Below are 19146 nucleotides of genomic sequence, written 5' to 3' on the forward strand. Positions count from 1 at the left end.
TCAGGATGCGGCACGCGACCCGAGCTCGCGACCGGCCGCGAAGCGGCTGAGCGCACCCGTGCGGGCGAGCCCGCGCATGATGAGCCACGAGCCGAGTCCCGCGAAGATCGCGCCGGAGACCACGCCGCTCACGGCGTAGATGCTTGCGAACTCGAGCGCCGCGCCCGGGTACCAGAGGATGAGGTCGAGGACGACCATGCCGACACCCGCGCCCGCGCCCGCAAGGATCGCGGGGATGAGACCCCACGCCTTGTAGAGCAGAATCGCGAGGACGAGTTCGGCGCCGAGACCCTGCACGAGGCCCGAGAGCAGCGTGAGCGGTCCCCACTCGGTGCCGCTGATGAGCACCGAGGCGCTCGCGGCGACGATCTCGCCGTACAGGGCGGCACCGGGCTTGCGCACGATGAGGGCGACGAGCACGCCCGGGAACAGCCAGATGCCGTGGAAGAGCGCCTGCAGGCCCGGCAGGAACGCCTCGAGGGGCGCCGTGACGGGGTTGTAGGCGAGATTCCACAGCACGAAGACGAGCCCGCCCGCGACGCCGAGGACGCTCGCGATGACGATGTCGACGACGCGCCAGCGCAACGAGGGTCGCGCGGGTGCCGTGCTGGTGGTGCTGGATGCAGCCATGAGGGTGTGCCTTTCGCTCAGCGCGGGCACGGCTCTCGCGCCCGCCGATCGTGGCACGGGTGTGAAGAGAAGTCCTCCCTGCGCCGGCATGATCCGGATCAGGTTCGACGGTCGAAGCGTAGGTGCGCTTCCTCTCAGCCCGGTTCACCGGGCTCCCGTGTACATGCCCAGTCTACGTGCACTCAGTAGGATCGCGACCATGGAACTCGCCTTCAGCCCCGAGCTGCTCATCGCCTTCGCCACGCTGCTCGTGCTCGAGATCGTGCTCGGCATCGACAACGTCGTCTTCATCTCGATCCTCGCCGCCAAGCTGCCGGCCGAGCAGCAGAACCGCGCGCGCATCACGGGGCTCACGCTCGCGATGTTCCTGCGCATCGGGCTGCTGTTCGCCGCGAGCTGGATCATCGGGCTCACCGCGGACCTCTTTGCGATCTTCGGCATGGGCTTCTCGGGGCGCGACCTCATCCTCATCCTCGGCGGGCTCTTCCTCGTCTACAAGGCCGTCATCGAGATCCACGAGAAGCTCGAGGGCGAGGAGGAGCACGCGAGCGGCGGCAAGGCGGCCACGTTCGGCGGCGTCATCGTGCAGATCCTGCTCATCGACATCGTCTTCTCCCTCGACTCCGTCATCACGGCCGTCGGCATGGTCGACGAGCTCTGGATCATGATCGCCGCAGTCGTCATCGCGATCGTGCTCATGCTCTTCACCGCGAAGGCCATCAGCGACTTCGTCAGCAAGCACCCGACGGTCAAGATGCTCGCGCTCGCCTTCCTCGTGCTCATCGGCGCCACCCTCATCGCCGAAGGCTTCGACGTGCACATCGACAAGGCGCTCATCTACGGCCCCATCGCCTTCGCGATCGGCGTCGAGGTGCTCAACCTCATCTACCGCGGGCGCCAGGCGAAGCGGCGCGCGGCCGAGCCGCAGCCCGTGACGCTGCGACCCTTCATCATCAAGGACGCCCCCGAGGGGCGCATCACGCCGGTACCGGTCGGCGCGGAGCGCCGGGCCGTCTCCGACTCGATGAACCACCCAGACGGGGCCCCGTGAGCTCTAGCTCCTCCCGCACTCCGCCCGCCGACCGCTCGTCGGGCGCACCGTTGAGCCCGAACATCGAGACGCTCATCACGCGCGTGCTCGATCGTGCCGCGAGCCCCGAGGAGGGGCACCGTCGGCTCGCCGTGCTGCTGAGCGCCGCGGGATCGGTCACGCAGGAGCTCGACCTCACTGCCGCTCTGCAGCGCATCGTCGAGGTAGCGCGCGAGCTCGTCGGAGCCCGCTACGGCGCTCTCGGCGTCATCGCCCCCGACGGCGGGCTCGAACGGTTCCTGCACGACGGCTTCACACCAGAGCAGGTGGAGGCGCTCGGGCCCCCGCCGAGCGGCCGGGGCATTCTCGGCGCGGTCATCACCGAGAGGCAGAGCATCCGCCTCGACACGCTTTCCGATGATGCGCGCTCGGTGGGCTTCCCCGCCCATCATCCGCCCATGGGATCGTTCCTCGGCGTGCCGATTCCCGTCGGCGACGCCGTCTTCGGCAACCTCTACCTCACCGAGCGCGCCGACGGCCCCTTCGACGAGGTCGACGAAGCGGTCATCGCCTCCCTCGCCGCCATGGCGGGCACGGCGATCGCGAACTCCCGCCGCTACGAGCAGTCACGGGATGACCGGCGTTGGCTCGCCGCCTCCGAGCGCCTCAACCAGCGCCTGCTGGCGGGCGAGCTCGACCCCGACGACCTGACCGTCGTCGCCGACGTGGCCTCAGAGCTCTCCGGTGCCGACGTTGTCGTCGCCGTCGACTCGGCCGGCGGCTCGGCGGGCGACGCTCTCGCGCACGCCCGGCAGGAGCTCGACCGTCGCGCCGACGGTGCCCCGCTCGGGCCCGTGCTGCTCGTGCCGCTCGAGGGCGGCCCCGATCGGGAGTCCGGCGCCCTCGGCATCGCGCGCGGCGAGCGCGGGCACCCCTTCACGACCGAAGAGCGGGAGACCATCACGCGGTTCGCGCGCTCTGTCGCGATCGCGCGCGACCTCGCCCGCACGCGCAGCGACGAGGAGCGCATCGCCCTCGCCGACGAGCGCGACCGCATCGCGCGCGACCTGCACGACCACGTGATCCAGAGCCTCTTCGCCGTCGGGCTCTCGCTGCAGAGCGTCGTCGGCGACCCCCGCACACCCGTCGGCAGCCGCATCGCCGCTCAGGTCGAGGCGATCGACGCGACCATCCGGCAGATCCGCCACGCGATCTATCGGCTGGAATCGCCGGCGGGCGCGAGCGACTACAGCCTGCGCGCCCGCATCAACACGCTCGTGCGGCAGACCCTCGAGGGTGAGGATCTCGATTCGAGGCTCGAGTTCTCGGGCCCCGTCGACACGCTCGTCGACACCGAGCTCGGCGACGAGGTGGCCGCAGTCGTGCGCGAGAGCCTCTCCAATGCGGTGCGGCACGCCCGGGCGTCGAGCGTCGCCGTCTCGATCGCCGTGCGCGGAGCCCACGTCACCGTGACCGTGTCCGACGACGGCGTCGGCATCGGCCCGCACTCGCGTCGCAGCGGCCTCGACAACCTGGCCGCTCGTGCGCGGCAGCGGGCGGGAGAGTTCTCGGTGGCGAGTGTCGACCCGCACGGCACCGTGCTGAGCTGGACGGTACCGTGGGAGGCACGATGAGCGAGCCCGTCACCGTCTTCCTGCTCGACGACCACGAGATCGTGCGTCGTGGGCTCAGCGACCTGCTCGAGCACGAGGACGGCATCACCGTCGTCGGCGAGGCGGGCCTCGCGCACGGTGCCGCCGACGCCATTCTCGCCTCGGGCGCCCGCGTCGCCGTGCTCGACGGTCGCCTGCCCGACGGCAGCGGCATCGACGTGTGCCGCGACGTGAAGTCGCTCGACCCCGGTATCGGCTGCCTCATCCTAACCTCGTACGACGACGACGAAGCGGTCCTCGCCGCGGTGCTCGCGGGGGCCAACGGGTATCTGCTCAAGGAGCTGCGGGCGACGGCTCTCGTCGATGCGATCCGACGCGTCGCGGCGGGCGAATCGCTGCTCGAGCCCGGCGTGACCGAGCGCGTCACCGCGCGCCTGACGCAGCCCGTCGACGGACCTTCGCCGCTCGACGCGCTGACACCGCGCGAGAAGGACGTGCTGGGTCTCATCGCCGAGGGCCTGTCAAACCGCGAGATCGGCGCTCGGCTCTTCCTCGCCGAGAAGACGGTCAAGAACAATGTGAGCGCGATCTTCGCGAAGCTGGGCATGCAGCGCCGCACGCAGGCCGCCGTGCTCGCCACCGAGTGGCTGCCGCGCGAGCGCCCCGGCGGGTGAGTCCGCGCTCGCAGCGGCGGGCGCGCCTGATGCACCCCTGATCGACTCTCGAAGGCTGGTCGAGCGAAACCTGGGAGCCGCCCAGACTGCCTCACTATCGTGGGCGCCCCGCGTCGGGATACCGGCGCGCCGCCGACGAGAGGAGCGCAGCATGATCAGTCGAGCCGACGTCACCGACCTCATCACCGCGACACCCGACCCGGGAGTGTCCATCCTCCTGCCGATGCACGTCACCGGCACCGAGACGACGCAGAACCCCATCCGATTCACCAACGCCCTGCGCGACGCGGAGAGCGAGCTCGCGCAGTCCGGGGTCGAGGGAGACACGATCGCGGAGCTCCTGGCGGCCGCGCGCGAGCTTCTCGACGACCACGACTTCTGGCAGCACCAGAGCGCGGGCCTCGCCGTCTTCGCGAGCGAGCAGGGAGCGCTGGTGCACCGCATCCCGTACACGCTCGAGGAGCGGGTCGTCGTCGGGCAGCGATTCCACACCGCCCCCCTCCTGCCCCTCCTCGGCGAGAACGAGAGCGCGCTCGTGCTGACGGCCACCGCCTCGGGCGCGCATCTCTACCGCGCCACGCGCGACTCGCTCACCGAGCTGGATGCGGACCTGCCCGGCGGCGTCAGCGAGGACGCCGCCGAGAACGACTACGAGGCGCCAGCGCAGGCGAGCCCTCCCGCACGCCCCAACACGGGGTCGGCGAACATCAGCCGCGCCCAGGTCTACGGCGACGGCCCCCCGGAGTGGCGCGAGACCCGTCTCGACGACTTCGTGCAGAAGATCGCGAGCGAGCTCGAGCGCGTGACCGCCGCGGAGAAGCCCCCCGTCGTCCTCCTCGCCGGAGCCGACATCATCGGCCGACTGCGGTCGACCGGGCTGCTGACGGCGGACGTGGAGGTCAACCCCGACGTGCTCGACGAGGACGCCCTGCACGCGCGGGCGTGGGAGGCGCTGCGGCCCGCGGCGGAGCAGAGCCTCCTCGAGCTCCTCGACCGCTACCGCTCCCTCGCCGGCTCCGGTGATGACCGCGCAGCAAGCCGCCCCGGCGCCGTGCGCGCTGCGGCGAGCGACGGCCGCGTGGAGACCCTCATCGTGCCGCGCTCGAGTCTCGACGAGCCGGACGAGGGCCTCGCCGAGCTCGTGGCCGACACGGTGAGCACGAGCGGCAGCATCCACCTCGTCGACGAGGAGGCCGGGATCGAGCATCCCGTCGCGATCCTGCGCTACTGAGCCGCGGCGAGCGCCGGGCCCGCGGGAGGCGCCGCGGGCCCACGGCGCGCGGCGATCTCGTTCTGTCCCCAGCGGATGCCCTTGAGCGCCGGATACACGGCCAGGAACACCCACGCGGGCACGCGCAGGGCCCGGTTGCGCACGTGGTGGTGGGTGTAGGTGCGGTCGAAGCGGCCCACGTACGAGTAGTAGTAGCGCGGGCTGTCGTCGATGCGCCGCGCCGACATGCCGGTGACCATCGTCGGCACGTAGACCGCCTTCAGACCGCAGTCGTGCAGGTGCACCGAGATGTCGATGTCCTCGTGGAAGAGGTCCTCCTCGTCTCGGCAGACCTCCCCGCGGATGCGCTGCCACGCCGTGTCGCGCAGTGCCATATTGCTGCCGAACACGAAGTGGTATTCCCGCGCGAGCATGAGCATCGCCCGCCGCAGGGTGTCGTCGGCCTTGAGCCCGAAGCGTCGCAGCGGCATGTCGTAGTAGACGACCGGTCCCGTGGCCGCCGCCACGGTCTCGTCGGCGAATGCCTTCTGCACCTCCTCGACCCAGGTCGGCTCGAGCACCGAGTCGGCGTCGATGCGGCCGATCACCTGACCGGTCGCGGCGTCGAGGCCGAGGTTGCGCGTGGGCACGAGCCCCTGCTCATCGAATTGGCGCAGGTACTGCAGGGGGGCATCCGGATGCTCGGCCTGCAGCTCGGCGACGATCTCCGCCGTGCGATCCGTCGACCGGTTGTCGACCACGATGATCTCGTGGGCGGGTGCGGTCTGCGCGAGCGCGGCGAGCACGCACGGCCCGATCGTGAGCTCCTCGTTGAAGGCGGGGATGACGATCGAGACGGTGAGCGGCGCCACGCCCGATCCGGGGGCAGGCTCTGGTGTCGTCACAGCGGCGCGCTCAGGAGCGCCACGGTCACGGTGCCGCCCTTCGTCGGCTGGCTGCCCAGCTCGCGGAAGCCGCGCCGACGATGGAAGGCCATGCTGCCCGGGTTGGGCGGGTCGAGGTTGACCTCGCACGTGACCTCGGCGCGGCCCTGCTCTCGAGCGGCCTCGAAGACGGCGTCGTAGAGGATCGCGCCGAGCCCGCGACCGCGCTCCGCCTCGGCGATGACGATGCGGTCCACGTAGAGGTGGTCGACGTCGCGAGACTCGAAGAAGCGGTAATTCTCGCTCTCGTAGGCGGCACCCGGTGCGAGGGCGAGCACGAAGCCGACGAGCGCGTACGCGCCCTCTGCGTCGTCGCGCTCGACGCCGAGCGCGAGAGCGGAGAGGGCGACGAGAGCCGCCAGCTCGTGGGCCGACGTGATCGGCACCGCGGGGGCCGCGGCGTCGTTGAGGGGCTGCAGCCGGGCGGCGTCCGCAGCGACGAGCGGCCGTACCCGGTATTCCGTGGAAGCGTCGCCGGTGCGAAGAGTGGTCACGATCGGTCAGCGTAGCAATCGCGGGTGCTGACGAGCGCGTCGTGCGCGCTGGAGCACACTCGCGGGGCAGGGCGGGGCGCTACTCTCGCCCCATGACTGAGACTCGCTCCGGCTCCGCTGTCGACCTGCTCGTGGTCGGGGGAGGCACAGCGGGAATCGTCGCGGCCAAGACTGCGGCGCGCTTCGGCGCCGACGTGCTGCTCGTCGAGCGCGACCGCATGGGCGGGGACTGCCTGTGGACCGGCTGCGTTCCTTCCAAGTCGCTCATCGCCGCCGCCGATGCGGCGACCCGCGCACGCTCGAGCGCCGAGCTCGGTGTGCGGGCGAGCGAGGTCGCCGTCGACTTCGCCGCGGTCATGCGGCACGTGCACGCCGCCATCAGCACGATCGAGCCGGAGGACTCCCCCGAAGCTCTCCACGCCGTGGGCGCCCGCGTCACGCTCGGCTCGGCGCACTTTCTCGGCCCCCGCGAGGCGGAGGTGAACGGCGAGCGCATCCGCTTCCGTCAGGCGATCATCGCGACCGGCTCCGCGCCCGTCTTGCCGGGCATCGAGGGTCTCGACCGTGTCGACGCTCTCACGAGCGAGACGGTGTGGGATATCGATGAGTTGCCCTCGCGGCTCCTCGTGCTCGGCGGCGGGGCGATCGGCTGCGAGCTCGCGCAGGCCTTCGCCCGGCTGGGGTCGCACGTGACCCTCGTGCAGCGCAACGCCCGCCTCCTGCCCAAGGAGGACGAAGCCGCGTCGGCGATCGTCGCGGAGGCGCTGCGCGCCGACGGCGTGGACGTGCTCACCGGCACCGAGCTCGAGTCGATCACCGCCGCGACGGGAGGAGGCGGCACCGCGGCCCTCTCGACGGGCGACGCGGTGCGGTTCGACCGCATCCTCGTCGCCCTCGGGCGCAGCCCCCGCGTTGACGACCTCGACGTCGCCGCCGCGGGCGTGCGCCTCGACGATCGCGGCTATGTCGAGGTCAACGATGCGCTGCGTTCGAGCAATCGGCGCATCTGGGCAGCCGGCGACGTGACCGGGCTGCCCGCCTTCACCCACCTCGCCGGCGGCGGCGGCAGCACCGCCGCGACCAACGCCGTGCTCGGTCTGCGCCGGCGCATCGACCGAGATGCCGTGCCGCGCGTGACCTTCACCCACCCCGAGGTCGCCGCCGTCGGCGTGCTGCCCGACGATGCCGCGGCGCACACGTGCACCGTGAGCGAGGTCCAGCACGCGCATACCGACCGCGCCATCGCCGAAGGCGAGACGGTCGGATTCACGCGGCTCGTCATCGACCGCCGAGGTCGTGTGCGCGGCGCCACGATCGTCGGCCCCCGTGCGGGCGAGTCGATCGGCGAAGCCTGCCTCGCCGTGAGTGCGGGCCTTCGCACGAGCGCGATCTCGAGCGCCACCCACCCCTACCCGACCTACAGCGACGCCCTGTGGAATGCCGCGATCGCCGACGTGCGATCGCGGCTCGAGTCGGGCGCACTCGCAACCGTCATCGGGGTGCTCGCGCGCGTGCGCCGCCTCGTGACCCGCTGAGCAGGTGCACTCAGCCCGCCCCGCGCGACGGCCCCACGCCGTCGTTCTCGGCGAAGGTCGCGAAACGGTGCGCGGCGCATGCCTCGAAACGCGGCGTTTGTGACAGGTCACGCCGAACGTTCGGCGTGACCTGTCACAATCAGAGTGACGAGGTGACTGGCGGGTCGCACAGCGTCGCGAGACCGGAGCCGGGCATCCCGCCTCAGCGCAGCCTGTGTCAGCGCAGGGCGCGGTAGCCCGCGATCATGCGCTGCACGGCACTCACCGCCACGAGGGCCGCCCAGACGACCGCAATCGGGGCCGCCCAGAACGGCAGGATGAACCACAGGCTGTGCACGACGATCGTCTCGGTGCCCTCGGCGATCCGCCCGAGGAACGAGAGCGAGCGGCCGTCGTCGATCGTGCGGCCCGTGCGCTCGGCGATCGACGAGAACGCGAGGAACGCCGTGCCGTTGATGTAGTACGTGAACAGGACGAGCAGGAACGGCCACCACGGCGCCGCGAACCCCGCCGTCACCCCCACGGCGACGCCGACGACCGTTGCGCCGTAGGCCACGAAGTCGGCAGTGATGTCGAGGAAGCCGCCCGCCTCGCTCTCCCCCGCGCGGCCGTCCGCCTTGCGCAGGCGCGCGAGCGCCCCGTCGAGACCGTCGACGACGCGCGAGACGAGCCACAGCGCGAGAGCCGCCCACCACCACTGCAGACCGGCCGCGACCGCCGCCGCAACGCCGAGCGCGAGGCCCGTCATGGTGAGGCCGGTCGGTGAGATCCAGCGACGGTCGAGAACCCGCGCGATCGCGTCGACTGGTCGAGCGAGCACGGCGCGCAGGGGTCGATCGAGCATCAGTCGCTCTCCTCCGGGTCAGCGGATGTTGACCCGGATGGCGTCGAGGTCGCGGGCTGCTCGACTCCGCGACGACGTCGCACGCCCGCGAACACCGCGCCGGCCAGAGTCAGCGCGCCGAGCACGCCGATCGCCGTCCACGCGGGCGAGCCGAACTCGAGCCCGTAGGCGCCGAGCGCGACGTAGGCGACGGTGCCGGGGATGATGCCCACGGCGGTGCCGAGCGCGTAGTCGCGGCGCCGCACCGCCGTGAGGCCCGCGCCGTAGTTGATCGCCGTGAAGGGCAGAACGGGGATGAGCCGCACCCCGATGACGGCCAGGAGCCCTCGGCGGCGCAGAAGGTCATCGAGCCGCGCGACGCGGGCACCGGTGAAGCGCTCGACAGCGTCGCGGCCCAGACCGCGACCGAGGGCGAACGCCGCCGCCGCGCCGAGGAGCGCGCCCGCGTACACCGCCGCGAGCGCCCAGCCGAACCCGAAGGCAAGCCCCGCCGCGACGGAGAGCACGTTCTTCGGTGCCGGAGTGAGGGTGATCGCCGCGTAGAGCAGCGCGAAGCCGACACCGCCCGCCAAGCCGAGATCGGCCGTCCACGCGCGCAGGGCCTCGAGCCCCGGCAGGGGGACGAATACCCCAACCGCTATGGCGATGGCGACGAATACCCCGAGAGTGATCGCGCGCACCAGGACGGCACCTCGACGAGCACTACCGTCGTCAGAGTCGCGCAATACCGGCAAACCGCTCATCATCAGTCAGTGTAGGAGCAGGCGAGGAGAGTGCCGTCTCCATCGACCCCGCCGCACCCTCCCCCACCTCCAAGGAGAATCGTGAACGGTCACCACCCCGCTCGCGCCGGTCTCGCCGCGAGCCTGACGCTCGGCCTCGTCGCCACGCTCGCGGCCTGCTCGGCCGAGGCCGGCGCCTCGAGCGAGCAGAGCTACGAGAGCTGGGACGAGGTCGTCGCCGCGGCCGAGGGCCAGACCGTGAAGCTATGGATGTACGGCGGCGACGAGCAGGGCAACGCCTATGTCAACGATGTGCTCGTGCTGGCCGCCGCCGAGCAGGGCGTGACGCTCGAGCAGGTGCCGATCGCCGACACGCCCGACGCGCTCAACCGCATACTCAGCGAGGTGCAGGCTGGCGAGACCGACGGCGAAGTGGACCTCGTGTGGGTCAACGGCAACAACTTCGGCACGGGCAAGGAGGCGGGAGCGTGGGAGTGCGGCTGGACCGACCTTCTGCCCAACATGGCGCTTACCGACCCCGCCGATCCGCTGCTGCTCGACGACTTCGGCACGCCCGTCGACGGCTGCGAGGCTCCGTGGCACAAGGCGCAGTTCACCTTCGTGTACAACAGCGACACTGTCACCGACGTGCCGAGCACTCTCGATGAGCTGCTCGACTGGGCACGCGCGAACCCGGGGCGCTTCACCTACCCCGCGCCGCCAGACTTCACCGGCTCGGTCTTCGTGCGCGAGGTTCTCTACAGCGTGAGCGGCGGCTACGAGAATGTGCCCCTCGCCTACAGCGAGGAGGCGTTCGAGGAGCTCACGCCGGCGCTCTACGACGAGCTCACCGACCTCGCCCCCTCCCTGTGGAGGGGAGGCGAGACCTACCCGCAGAACTCGAACGAGCTCAACGAGCTCTTCGCGAACGGAGAAGTCGACGTCACGATGACGTACGGCCCGGCGACGCTCACCGAGCTTGTCGCCGACGGCACCTACCCCGCCGGAACCCAGGTGCTCACGCTCGACGAGGGCACCGTCGGCAACGCGAGCTTCCTCGGCCTCGCCTCGACCTCGGGCAGCAAGGCGGGTGCGATGGTCGTCGCGAACCTGGCGCTCTCGGTCGAGCAGCAGGTCGCCAAGGCCGAGCCGGATGTGTGGGGCCAGTTCACCGTGCTCGACCTCGACCAGCTCAGCGACGAGGAGCGTGCGCTGTTCGAGGCTCTGCCCACCTCGCCCGTCGTGCCGAGCTACGACGTGCTGAGCGAGAACGCGAACCCCGAGCTCGCCGCCGCGTGGGTCACGCCGATCGACGAGGCGTGGCGCGCTCAGGTGCTCGCGCGGTAGGAACCACCATCACCGCGCTCGACAGGCAGGCGGCGGGAGTCTCCCCGAGAGGCTCCCGCCGCTGGTCGTCGATCGCGCTCGTCGCCCCCGCGGTGCTCATCGCGCTGTTCGTCGTGGGCGGCGGCATCGGCTTCTCCCTCGTGCAGAGCCTCGGCCTGCTCCCCCTCGTCGGCGAGGCATCGCTGAGCCTCGACGCCTACCTCGCCAACGGGGACGATCTCGTGCGCGGCATCGGCCTCTCGCTCGCGATCGCGACCGCGTCGACCGCGCTGTCGTGCATCATCGGCCTCACCGCCGCGCTCGTCATCACGCAGGGCCGCAGCACTGGCCGGCTCGTGGCGGGGCTCAGCGCCTTCACGATCCCCATTCCTCACCTCGTCGGCGCCGCATCCGTCGGCCTCCTGCTGAGTGACGCCGGCATCATCCCCCGCATCCTCGGCATACCGGGAACCGAGTGGCCCGACATCGTGGGGGGATCCTGGTGGATCGCGGTCGTGCTCGAGTACACCTGGAAGGAGTCGGCGTTCGTCGCGCTCGTCGTCGCCGGGGTGCTCGCGAGCCGCGTCGCGCGGTACGACGAGACCGCGGCGCTGCTGGGCGCATCCCGTGCTCGCCGCCTGCGCCACGTCGTCATCCCGCTCGCACGCCCCGCCGTCATCGTGAGCGCGATCATCATCTTCGTCTACACGCTCGGCTCCTACGAGGTCGCGTGGCTGCTCGGCCGCCCGTACCCCGAGCCGCTGCCCGTGCTCGCCTTCCGCCTCTTCACCTCGATCACGCTCACCGCGCGCCCCGAGGCGGCCGCCGTCGCGGTCGTGACGACGCTCATCTCCCTCGCCGTCGTGGCGCTCGGCATGGCGGCGCTGCGGCGCACGCCCCTGTGGAAGTAGGGCCGAGCGATGACGATGATGATCCCCTACGGCCAGCGCGTCACCCCCGACCGCCAGGCGACCTCGCGCAGTCTCATGCGCCCGCGCCCCGTCGGCCGCGCGGCACGCATCATCCTGAGCGGGATGCTCGCCCTCTGGTTCGCGCTGCCCCTCGTGCCCCTGCTGCTGTGGTCGGTCGCGAACCGCTGGTCGTTCCCCGCTCCCCTGCCGACCGAATGGGGCTTCGACGGCCTCGGTACGGCGCTCGCACAGGGCGGGGTCGAGGCCTTCGGGCGCTCGCTGCTGCTGAGCCTCGCGGTAGCGGCCATCGCGACACCCCTGGGTGCCATGGCCGCCCGCGCGCTCGCCGTGGGGTCGGTGCCGGCGCCGCGACTCGTGAGCGGCATCCTTCTCGCCCCCCTCGCCCTGCCCGCCTTCGTGGCCGTCATGGGCCTGACCGTCGTCCTGCTGCGCCTGCGCGTGCCCGCCATCGTGGGCGTACTGCTGCTGCTCGTCGCCGCCGCCCTGCCCTACACGGTCTACACGATGCGCGTCACCTACGCGGCCCATGACCTCGCCTTCGAGGAGGAGGCCCGCACGCTCGGCGCCTCACGCCTGCAGGTGCTGTGGCGCGTGCACCTGCCGCTCGTCGCGCCCGGCCTCGCGCGCGCCGCCTTCCTCTCCTTCCTCGTCGGGTGGAGCGACTACGTCATCACCGTGCTCGTCGGCGGCGGCACGATCGTGACCCTGCCCTTCCTCGTGGGGTCGTTCGCCGCGGGGGTCGGCAACGACGCGATCGTCGCGGTGCTCTCTCTCAGCGCAATCGTGCCGCCGCTCCTGCTGCTGCTCGCCCTGGGCCGCTTCGGCCGCCGCTACGCCGGCGGCACCCGCACTCCGAGCGCCTCGCCGCTCGCCCGATCAGAGAAGGGCTTCCTGTGAGCGCCACTCTGCGCCTCGATGCGCTGACCAAGAGCTTCGACGGCCGCGCCAACGCCGTCGACGCGGTGTCCCTGACGGTGGAACCCGGCGAGTGCCTCGCCATTCTCGGCCCCTCCGGCTCGGGCAAGAGCAGCGTGCTGCGGGCCATCGCGGGTCTCGACTCGCCGACGAGCGGGCGCATCCTCGTCGACGGCACCGATGTCGCGGGTGTCGCGCCGGAGCGCCGCGGCATGGCCATGGTCTTCCAGCGTCCCCTGCTCTTTCCGCACTTGAGCGTGCTCGACAATGTCGCGTTCGCCGCGACCGTCGCGGGCACTCCGCGGGGCGAGGCGAGAGAGGATGCGCGCCAGTTCCTGGCGCTCGTGCAGCTCGAGGGCTTCGGAAGCCGACCCGTCACGGCTCTCAGCGGTGGGCAGGAGCAGCGCGTCGCGCTCGCACGAGCCCTCGCCGCACGGCCCCGCGTGCTGCTGCTCGATGAGCCTTTCAGCGCTCTCGACCCCGAGCTGCGGGCCGACATGCACGAGCTGCTGGGTCAGCTGCGCGAGCGCCTCAAGCCCACCGTCGTCATGGTCACGCACGATCGGGACGAAGCTGCGATCGTCGCCGACCGCGTCGCGCTCCTGCGCACGGGGCGGCTCCTGCAGCACGACACCGTCGAGCGGCTCTACACGCGGCCGGCATCCCTCGACGTCGCGCGCCTCATGGGCGGTCGTATCGAGGTGGCGGGTGTCGTGCGGGAGGGCGTGCATCGCTCGCCGCTCGGCAGCATCGAGGCACCCGCTGGGGAGTCGTGGCCCGAGGGCGAGAGTGTGCTCGTCGTACGGCACGAGGCGGTGCACCTCGCCTCGCCCCCGGTGCCTGCGCCGCAGGGCATGACCGGGGTCACGGCTGTCGTGACGGCGCGGCACGCCCGGGGGCCGCGCGCGGCGATCGAGCTCGCGGTGGGCTCAGCGACGCTCGCCGCCGAGGTGCCCGCGAGTCGGCCTCTCACCATCGGCCAGGAGGTCGCCGCGCACATTCCGCGCTCAGCATGCACGGTGGTAACGCCGGTACCCGGGTAGCGGGAGACCGGCAGCTGCGCTACCAGCGCGAGGCCGGCTCCTTCATGAGCTCGTCGACGCGGCCGTTCGAGATGCCGGTCGCGGCGTTGTTCTTCGCCGCCTTGTCCTTGGGCTCGAGAGGCAGCAGCTTGCGCAGGCCGATGTTCTCGATCGGGTCGAGAACCGAGTGCTGCGTGCACGCCGGCACGAGCTCGCCCGTCTCGGGGTGGCTCATGGCGTACATGCACGAGCCGAGGCGCTCCTGAGTCTCGAGCAGCTTCGGGTCCTCCGCCACAATGCCCTTCTTCATCATCTCCCACGCCGGCTTGACCTGCTCGGCGTCCATAAAGTTGTGCACGACGAAGGTCTTGAAGCTCACCTTGCCCTTGCGCGCGGCGCGCAGGACGGCGCGCAGGCCACCGGCGCGGCGCAGGATGCGCGTCATGAGACCGACGAGCGGGGGGAGGTCTTGCGGGTGGCTCAGAACCGCACGCATGACTTTGACGGTGAGCGCCCAGCGGGGGATGTCGCCGAAGATCATGCCGCCGTAGTGCTTCAGGAAGCGATCGCGCGCCGCGATGTCCTTGGGCTCATCGGCGTCGAGCACGCTCGCGAACCGGTTCTCGACCATGACGCCGACCGTGTGGCGGTTGCAGCGCGGGTCGCCGAACTGCACGGCCTTGTGCGGCAGCTCCTGCCCGACACCGGCCTCGATGCGGGTCCAGACCGCATCGATCGTGACCTCCTCGAAGTTCTCCTTCCAGCGGCGGTCGTCGCCGATGAAGGCCGCCGGCTGGAACGACATCATGTCGTAGGGCATCTGGAGCACGTCGCGCGTGACCTCCTCGACCTCGTCGAGGTTGGTCGGCGTCACGGTCATGTTGTGCGCGAGGTAGGAGTCGACCTTGTGCTGCTTCTTGAGGTCGAGGAACATCTGCGCGAACTTCTCGCGGAACGGGTTCAGCTCGGCCTCGTTCTTGGGGCGCACGGCGCCGGTGCGTCCGCGCATGAGCGAGTCGAAGTGCGCGGCGAACGACACCTTCTTGAAGGCGGGCTTTCCGGTCTCGTCGAGGACGACGTCGAGCAGGTACTGGTAGTCGAAGTCGCCGTGCGTCATCGACATGGGCTCGCGGCCGACGGCGCGCATGGCCTGCAGCGCCGCACGGTGGTCCTCGGGCGCGAGCAGGCTCACCTCGCCGCCGATGAGCTGGGCGTGCGCGCGGGGGCCGCGGATCTCGCGCAGGTAGTTCATCTGCTTCGTGACCTCGGTAACGGTGTGATTGCCGTCGATGCGCACCTTGTTCGCGTCGGCCGAGTGGTAGCACGGCGAGCACGTCAGGTTGCACTTGGGGAAGACGCCGTGCGTGCCCTCGCAGCCGACGGCGCACTTGCCGAGAAGTTGCTCCGGCGTGCGGGCGTGCTCCGGCAGCTCTGCCCAGCGCTTGTCGAGGGCCCGCCGAGTGTCCGGGTGGATCGGGCGCGTCTCCAGCTCGATGCGACGGGCGAATGAAACCAGTGACATGGGGGCTCCTCGTGCAATCGGTCGGCGGTGGCCTGACTGTGACGCGCTCGCGCCAGTCTATGCACGGGGTATTCGGAGCGGTCCCTTCCGCAGGTTGGTACCGCACGAGATCTGGTGAGACGCCTGCTATCCAGCCGCCCGATTGGCGCGCAACCACGGGAGCGGACTGATTTTGACTCCGTCGAGTTCTAGCTCGAAATGCAAGTTCGGTGCGGTCGTCACACCCGTGGAACCCAGCAGGCCGATCACGTCTCCGCCCCGTACGTCGTCGCCGACTTGATAGGGATTCGAATCCTCGATCAGGTGAGCGTAGAGGCTCACGACGCGCTGCCCATTGACGACATGCTCGATCGTCATCCAATACCCCAGGCTACCGGCGATGCCTGCGGGAGTACCGACCTCTGTCACCACGCCGTCTGCCATGGCTCGAATCTCCGTTCCATAGGACAGAGCCCAGTCCACTCCGCGGTGATTCGTCGAGCACGCCCCGCAGGCTGCCTCACGGAGGCCGAACCCACTCGACACAGCAAAGTCACCCACGGGGTACATGATCGGCGGCCGAACATCCATCGTGATCTCCTCCCGCTCGAGCAGGGGCATCGTCGCCAGCTCGCTCGGCTCGAAGGTCTGCTCGGGAGGCGCAGCGGCAGCCCTCTCCTCGCTCGAGGTCGCGGCGATCGCCGTCATGCCGGTCGGCAGGACGGCCGCGGTGGCGACGATCACGGCGGCGGCGGCCAGCAGCCGGTGCCGAAAGCGATAGGGGTCGAGGTGCGCAGTGCGCACGGCAGAGACGTAGAGCGAGTGGAGCATAAGAGGTATCGGCAATCTTGGTGGCGGCCATCGGGGCCGGGGACACGGTCGGTGCACGTCGTTGCGCAACTGCTCCTCGGTAGGGAGCCGGAGGTCATCGTGACGGGCCCGGCGGATCATTCACACCGGGAGCACTCGCTCCTCGCCGACCCATCTGGTCGACCCTCCACGGTACGACGCGAACATGGGAAACCCCTGATCGGGGCACCCAGACAGTGTTCGCTAGACGAATGCCGCGCCGAAGAGGAGGCCGAGAAGATAGGTCACGGCCGCCGCGCCGTAGCCGATCGCGAGCTGCCGCAAGGCGCGCTTGCCGGGCGAGGCGCCCGAGAGCACCCCGACGATCCCACCGGTGAGCAGGAGCGCGGCGCCGACGAGGACCGCCGCGGTGAGAACCGCGATGATGCCCTCCAGGCCCACGAGATACGGGATGACGGGGATGACCGCCCCAGACGCGAAAAACGCGAAGCTCGACCCGGCAGCACCCCACGCCGACCCCACTGCCTCGTGCTCGTCGACAGGCGCCGCGGGGCCGAGCCGCTCACGCCGGCCTGCGCCCGTCGCGCCGATGACGGCCGCCGCCCGCGCTTCGGCATCCGCTTCGCTCATGCCGCGCGCTCGATAGACGAGCGCCAGCTCGTTCGCGTCGACGTCGAGATCGGCGACCGCCGTGTGCGCATCAGGGTCGGGGGTGGAGGCCGCGAGCAGTTCGCGCTGCGAGCGCACCGACACGAACTCGCCCGCCGCCATGGAGAGTGCACCCGCCAGGAGCCCCGCGAGGCCCGTGAACAGTACCGTCCCGGTCGCCACGCCCGTCGCTCCGATGCCGAGCACGAGTGCCAGGTTGCTCACGAGGCCGTCGTTCGCGCCGAACACCGCTGCCCGGAAGGAACCGGCCAGCCGTTGCCGCCCGCGCGCCGCGAGCCCGCGCACCACCTCGCCGTGGATGCGCTCGTCGGCGGCCATCGCGGGCGTGGCATCGGCATCCCGCTCATAGGGCGACCGCGACTCGGCACGCTGAGCGAGGGCGAGCACGAAGACGCTGCCGAATCGGCGCGCGAAGAAGGCGAGGATGCGCGTGCGCACCGAGACTGCGGGCACGCGCGCGGCATGCGGGCCCAAGAGCTCGAGCCAGTGCGCCTCATGGCGACCCTCGGCGTCGGCGAGCGCCAGAAGAATAGCGCGCTCCTCCCCCTCACGACGTACCGCGAGGTCGCGGTAGACGGCGGCTTCGGCGCGCTCATCGGCCAGATAGCGTCGCCACCGGCGGATCTCGGCGGGGCGCGGCGCAGGGTCGGTCATCCGGTCATCCTGCCAGCGGCCTCCCTCGCTCCGCAGTTCGGCGGCCCGAAAGCCCCATCACGAGGTAGATCACGCGAGGGCGGCTACCAGCCCCACGTGCCGGGCGCGCCCTTGAACGGCCCGACGATGCTCGCCGTGATCCAGCCGCCGTAGAAGTCGCCCTCCTGCGCCTGCACGACCTCGCCGTCGACGGTGCAGCGGTCCATGCGGCCCGGGTACACCGAGACGAAGCCCCCGATCGACTCGAAGCCAGGGCTCGGGCTCGCGTAGTACCAGGCGCTGCGCGGCGCAGACTCCGTGCCGCTCACGACGTCGTAGTACTGCGCGCGGCCCTTGAACTCGCAGAACGAGGTGCCCTCGGCCGGCACGAGAGAACCTTCGACGAAGTCCCCCGGCGGCAGGTAGAACGCGGGCGGATGGCTCGTCTCGAGCACGCGCACCGCTCGCGTCGACTCGGCAATAGTGCGGCCGCCGAATTCGACGGTCACGCGGGCGTGCACGGGTTCGACGCGGGGTGGGCGCGGGTAGTCCCAGACGGACTCCTGGCCGGGCCCGGGCTTCTGGCGCTGAGGTCGAGGCATGTCAGAACCCGAAATCGCCGAAGTCGCCGAACCCGCCGCCCGCATCACCGAACGCATCGGCACCCGGGTCGGCGTCGGCGCCGGCACCCGCATCTGCACCAGCATCGGTGAGCCCTGCGTCGACCGGCGGCAGGAAGGCGCTCACGATCGCCGAGCCGATGACATAGCCCGCGACCGTGCCGAGCAGCGAGGCCCCGAGCATCTGGCCGAACCCTGGGCCGGCGAGCGAGCGTTCCATCGTGCCAGGCTGCCGCAGCTCAGATCGGGTGGCCGACTGCGCGAGCGACTGGGGGTCGTCGGCGCGAGGCGCATCCCCCGCCGGCGCGTTCTCGGTGAGCTGCGCGAAGACGAGGCGGCGCTGCTCGGGGGTGAGCTTCGCGAAGGCCTCGGCGTGCACCTGCTCGATCGCCTCGGGAGGCGCCGTCTCGAGCAGGTAGCGATAGCGCTCGACGGCGCGCTCATCGTCGCCGCGAACGCCGCGCGGGGCGTCGTCGCGGGCCTGCGGTTCCGGCGTGGGGGCGCCGAACAGTCGGTCGAAGAAACTCATGGGTCCTCCCGAGGGTGCGATGAGCCCCACGCTACGGCGCGACGATAGGGAGGGGCTGAGTGACAGCCCGGTAACAACTCGGTGAAGGATGTTCTCGCGTGCACCTTTGTGCACTACTGTGAGCGGTGAAGTTGATACGCCTCGGCGATCCGAAACATGCAGTGTGACAGCAGCAGGTTGCTCTCGTATAGAGCAGGATTCATGAGTGGTTCGACTGGTGGTTTCGACAGTCGAAACTCCGTGAGTAACAAGGAGTCAGTAAATGACGACAGGCACTGTTAAGTGGTTCAACGCCGAAAAGGGTTTCGGCTTCATCACCCCCGATGACGGAAGCGCCGACGTGTTCGCGCACTTCTCCGCCATCCAGTCGAGCGGCTACCGCTCGCTCGACGAGAACCAGAAGGTCGAATTCGACGTCGCGCAGGGCCCCAAGGGTCTGCAGGCTGAGAACATCCGCCCCATCTAGTTCGACCCCTTGCGTCTCGGCGGGCTT

At 70.7% G+C, this 19146-nt stretch carries 20 protein-coding genes and 1 riboswitch; of the genes, 10 read left to right on the top strand and 10 right to left on the bottom strand.

Annotated elements, in window-relative coordinates:
• Positions 1 to 630, bottom strand: coding sequence for an ECF transporter S component (locus IE160_RS08755; RefSeq protein ID WP_191150841.1), 630 nt, complete (start codon positions 628 to 630; stop codon positions 1 to 3).
• Between the two features lie 58 nt (positions 631 to 688).
• Positions 689 to 799: riboswitch (TPP riboswitch) on the bottom strand.
• A gap of 30 nt (positions 800 to 829) precedes the next feature.
• Between IE160_RS08755 and IE160_RS08760 the strand changes: the two genes are divergently transcribed.
• The 4 genes from IE160_RS08760 to IE160_RS08775 all read left to right on the top strand — a co-directional run bounded on the left by IE160_RS08760 (position 830) and on the right by IE160_RS08775 (position 5178).
• On the top strand, positions 830 to 1681 hold the full coding sequence (locus tag IE160_RS08760) for a TerC family protein (protein ID WP_191150842.1): 852 nt from the start codon (positions 830 to 832) through the stop codon (positions 1679 to 1681).
• Positions 1678 to 3294 (top strand): GAF domain-containing sensor histidine kinase, encoded by a 1617-nt coding sequence (locus tag IE160_RS08765; protein ID WP_191150843.1) that lies wholly within the window; start codon positions 1678 to 1680, stop codon positions 3292 to 3294. Before IE160_RS08760 ends, IE160_RS08765 begins: the two co-directional genes overlap by 4 nt.
• Positions 3291 to 3947 (top strand): response regulator, encoded by a 657-nt coding sequence (locus IE160_RS08770; RefSeq protein WP_191150844.1) that lies wholly within the window; start codon positions 3291 to 3293, stop codon positions 3945 to 3947. Before IE160_RS08765 ends, IE160_RS08770 begins: the two co-directional genes overlap by 4 nt.
• A gap of 151 nt (positions 3948 to 4098) precedes the next feature.
• Positions 4099 to 5178: a baeRF3 domain-containing protein gene (locus tag IE160_RS08775; protein ID WP_191150845.1), complete on the top strand. Its 1080-nt coding sequence runs from the start codon at positions 4099 to 4101 to the stop codon at positions 5176 to 5178.
• Here the strand turns inward: IE160_RS08775 and IE160_RS08780 are convergent.
• Both IE160_RS08780 and IE160_RS08785 read right to left on the bottom strand, forming a co-directional pair.
• Complete coding sequence (locus IE160_RS08780) at positions 5172 to 6029, bottom strand: glycosyltransferase family 2 protein (RefSeq protein WP_224744422.1); 858 nt, start codon at positions 6027 to 6029, stop codon at positions 5172 to 5174. The genes IE160_RS08775 and IE160_RS08780 overlap by 7 nt on opposite strands.
• Before the next feature lie 29 nt (positions 6030 to 6058).
• A complete protein-coding gene (locus IE160_RS08785; protein ID WP_224744423.1) occupies positions 6059 to 6595 on the bottom strand; it encodes a GNAT family N-acetyltransferase in 537 nt (178 codons plus the stop codon).
• A 92-nt stretch (positions 6596 to 6687) separates the two neighbouring features.
• Here IE160_RS08785 and IE160_RS08790 point away from each other — a divergent pair, with 92 nt between their 5' ends.
• Entirely contained in the window at positions 6688 to 8130 is a 1443-nt protein-coding gene (locus tag IE160_RS08790; protein ID WP_191150847.1) for a dihydrolipoyl dehydrogenase family protein, read from the top strand.
• Positions 8131 to 8347: 217 nt separating this feature from the next.
• Here IE160_RS08790 and IE160_RS08795 read toward each other — a convergent pair whose 3' ends face one another.
• A complete protein-coding gene (locus IE160_RS08795; protein WP_191150848.1) occupies positions 8348 to 8974 on the bottom strand; it encodes a CDP-alcohol phosphatidyltransferase family protein in 627 nt (208 codons plus the stop codon).
• Positions 8974 to 9654, bottom strand: a complete 681-nt coding sequence (locus IE160_RS08800; RefSeq protein WP_224744424.1) for a TVP38/TMEM64 family protein — start codon at positions 9652 to 9654, stop codon at positions 8974 to 8976. Before IE160_RS08800 ends, IE160_RS08795 begins: the two co-directional genes overlap by 1 nt.
• Positions 9655 to 9798: 144 nt before the next feature.
• On the opposite strand from IE160_RS08800, the gene IE160_RS08805 reads away from it, so the two are divergent.
• From IE160_RS08805 to IE160_RS08820, 4 genes are read left to right on the top strand one after another with little or no spacing between them, the layout of a single operon-like run.
• Entirely contained in the window at positions 9799 to 11043 is a 1245-nt protein-coding gene (locus IE160_RS08805) for an ABC transporter substrate-binding protein (protein WP_224744425.1), read from the top strand.
• The gene (locus IE160_RS08810) at positions 11016 to 11933 is read left to right on the top strand and encodes an ABC transporter permease (RefSeq protein ID WP_224744426.1); all 918 of its coding nucleotides are present in this window, start codon (positions 11016 to 11018) and stop codon (positions 11931 to 11933) included. The genes IE160_RS08805 and IE160_RS08810 overlap by 28 nt, the downstream gene beginning before the upstream one ends.
• A 9-nt stretch (positions 11934 to 11942) precedes the next feature.
• On the top strand, positions 11943 to 12851 hold the full coding sequence (locus IE160_RS08815) for an ABC transporter permease (protein WP_210416772.1): 909 nt from the start codon (positions 11943 to 11945) through the stop codon (positions 12849 to 12851).
• On the top strand, positions 12848 to 13912 hold the full coding sequence (locus tag IE160_RS08820; protein WP_165638053.1) for an ABC transporter ATP-binding protein: 1065 nt from the start codon (positions 12848 to 12850) through the stop codon (positions 13910 to 13912). The genes IE160_RS08815 and IE160_RS08820 overlap by 4 nt, the downstream gene beginning before the upstream one ends.
• 19 nt (positions 13913 to 13931) lie before the next feature.
• Here IE160_RS08820 and IE160_RS08825 read toward each other — a convergent pair whose 3' ends face one another.
• The 5 genes from IE160_RS08825 to IE160_RS12575 form a co-directional block, all read right to left on the bottom strand.
• Positions 13932 to 15413, bottom strand: a complete 1482-nt coding sequence (locus IE160_RS08825; protein WP_191150850.1) for a radical SAM domain-containing protein — start codon at positions 15411 to 15413, stop codon at positions 13932 to 13934.
• Positions 15414 to 15539: 126 nt separating this feature from the next.
• Positions 15540 to 16223, bottom strand: a complete 684-nt coding sequence (locus IE160_RS08830; RefSeq protein WP_165638052.1) for a M23 family metallopeptidase — start codon at positions 16221 to 16223, stop codon at positions 15540 to 15542.
• A gap of 222 nt (positions 16224 to 16445) precedes the next feature.
• Positions 16446 to 17525 (bottom strand): VIT1/CCC1 transporter family protein, encoded by a 1080-nt coding sequence (locus IE160_RS08835; protein WP_152583242.1) that lies wholly within the window; start codon positions 17523 to 17525, stop codon positions 16446 to 16448.
• Between the two features lie 83 nt (positions 17526 to 17608).
• Positions 17609 to 18106, bottom strand: coding sequence for a DUF427 domain-containing protein (locus IE160_RS08840; RefSeq protein ID WP_152583241.1), 498 nt, complete (start codon positions 18104 to 18106; stop codon positions 17609 to 17611).
• A gap of 1 nt (position 18107) precedes the next feature.
• The gene (locus IE160_RS12575) at positions 18108 to 18653 is read right to left on the bottom strand and encodes a hypothetical protein (protein ID WP_224744427.1); all 546 of its coding nucleotides are present in this window, start codon (positions 18651 to 18653) and stop codon (positions 18108 to 18110) included.
• Positions 18654 to 18915: 262 nt separating this feature from the next.
• Between IE160_RS12575 and IE160_RS08850 the strand changes: the two genes are divergently transcribed.
• Positions 18916 to 19119, top strand: a complete 204-nt coding sequence (locus IE160_RS08850; protein WP_152583240.1) for a cold-shock protein — start codon at positions 18916 to 18918, stop codon at positions 19117 to 19119.
• The last annotated feature ends 27 nt before the right edge of the window (positions 19120 to 19146 follow it).

It is taken from the genome of Chryseoglobus sp. 28M-23, from assembly GCF_014789785.1.
GTDB lineage: Bacteria > Actinomycetota > Actinomycetes > Actinomycetales > Microbacteriaceae > Microcella > Microcella indica.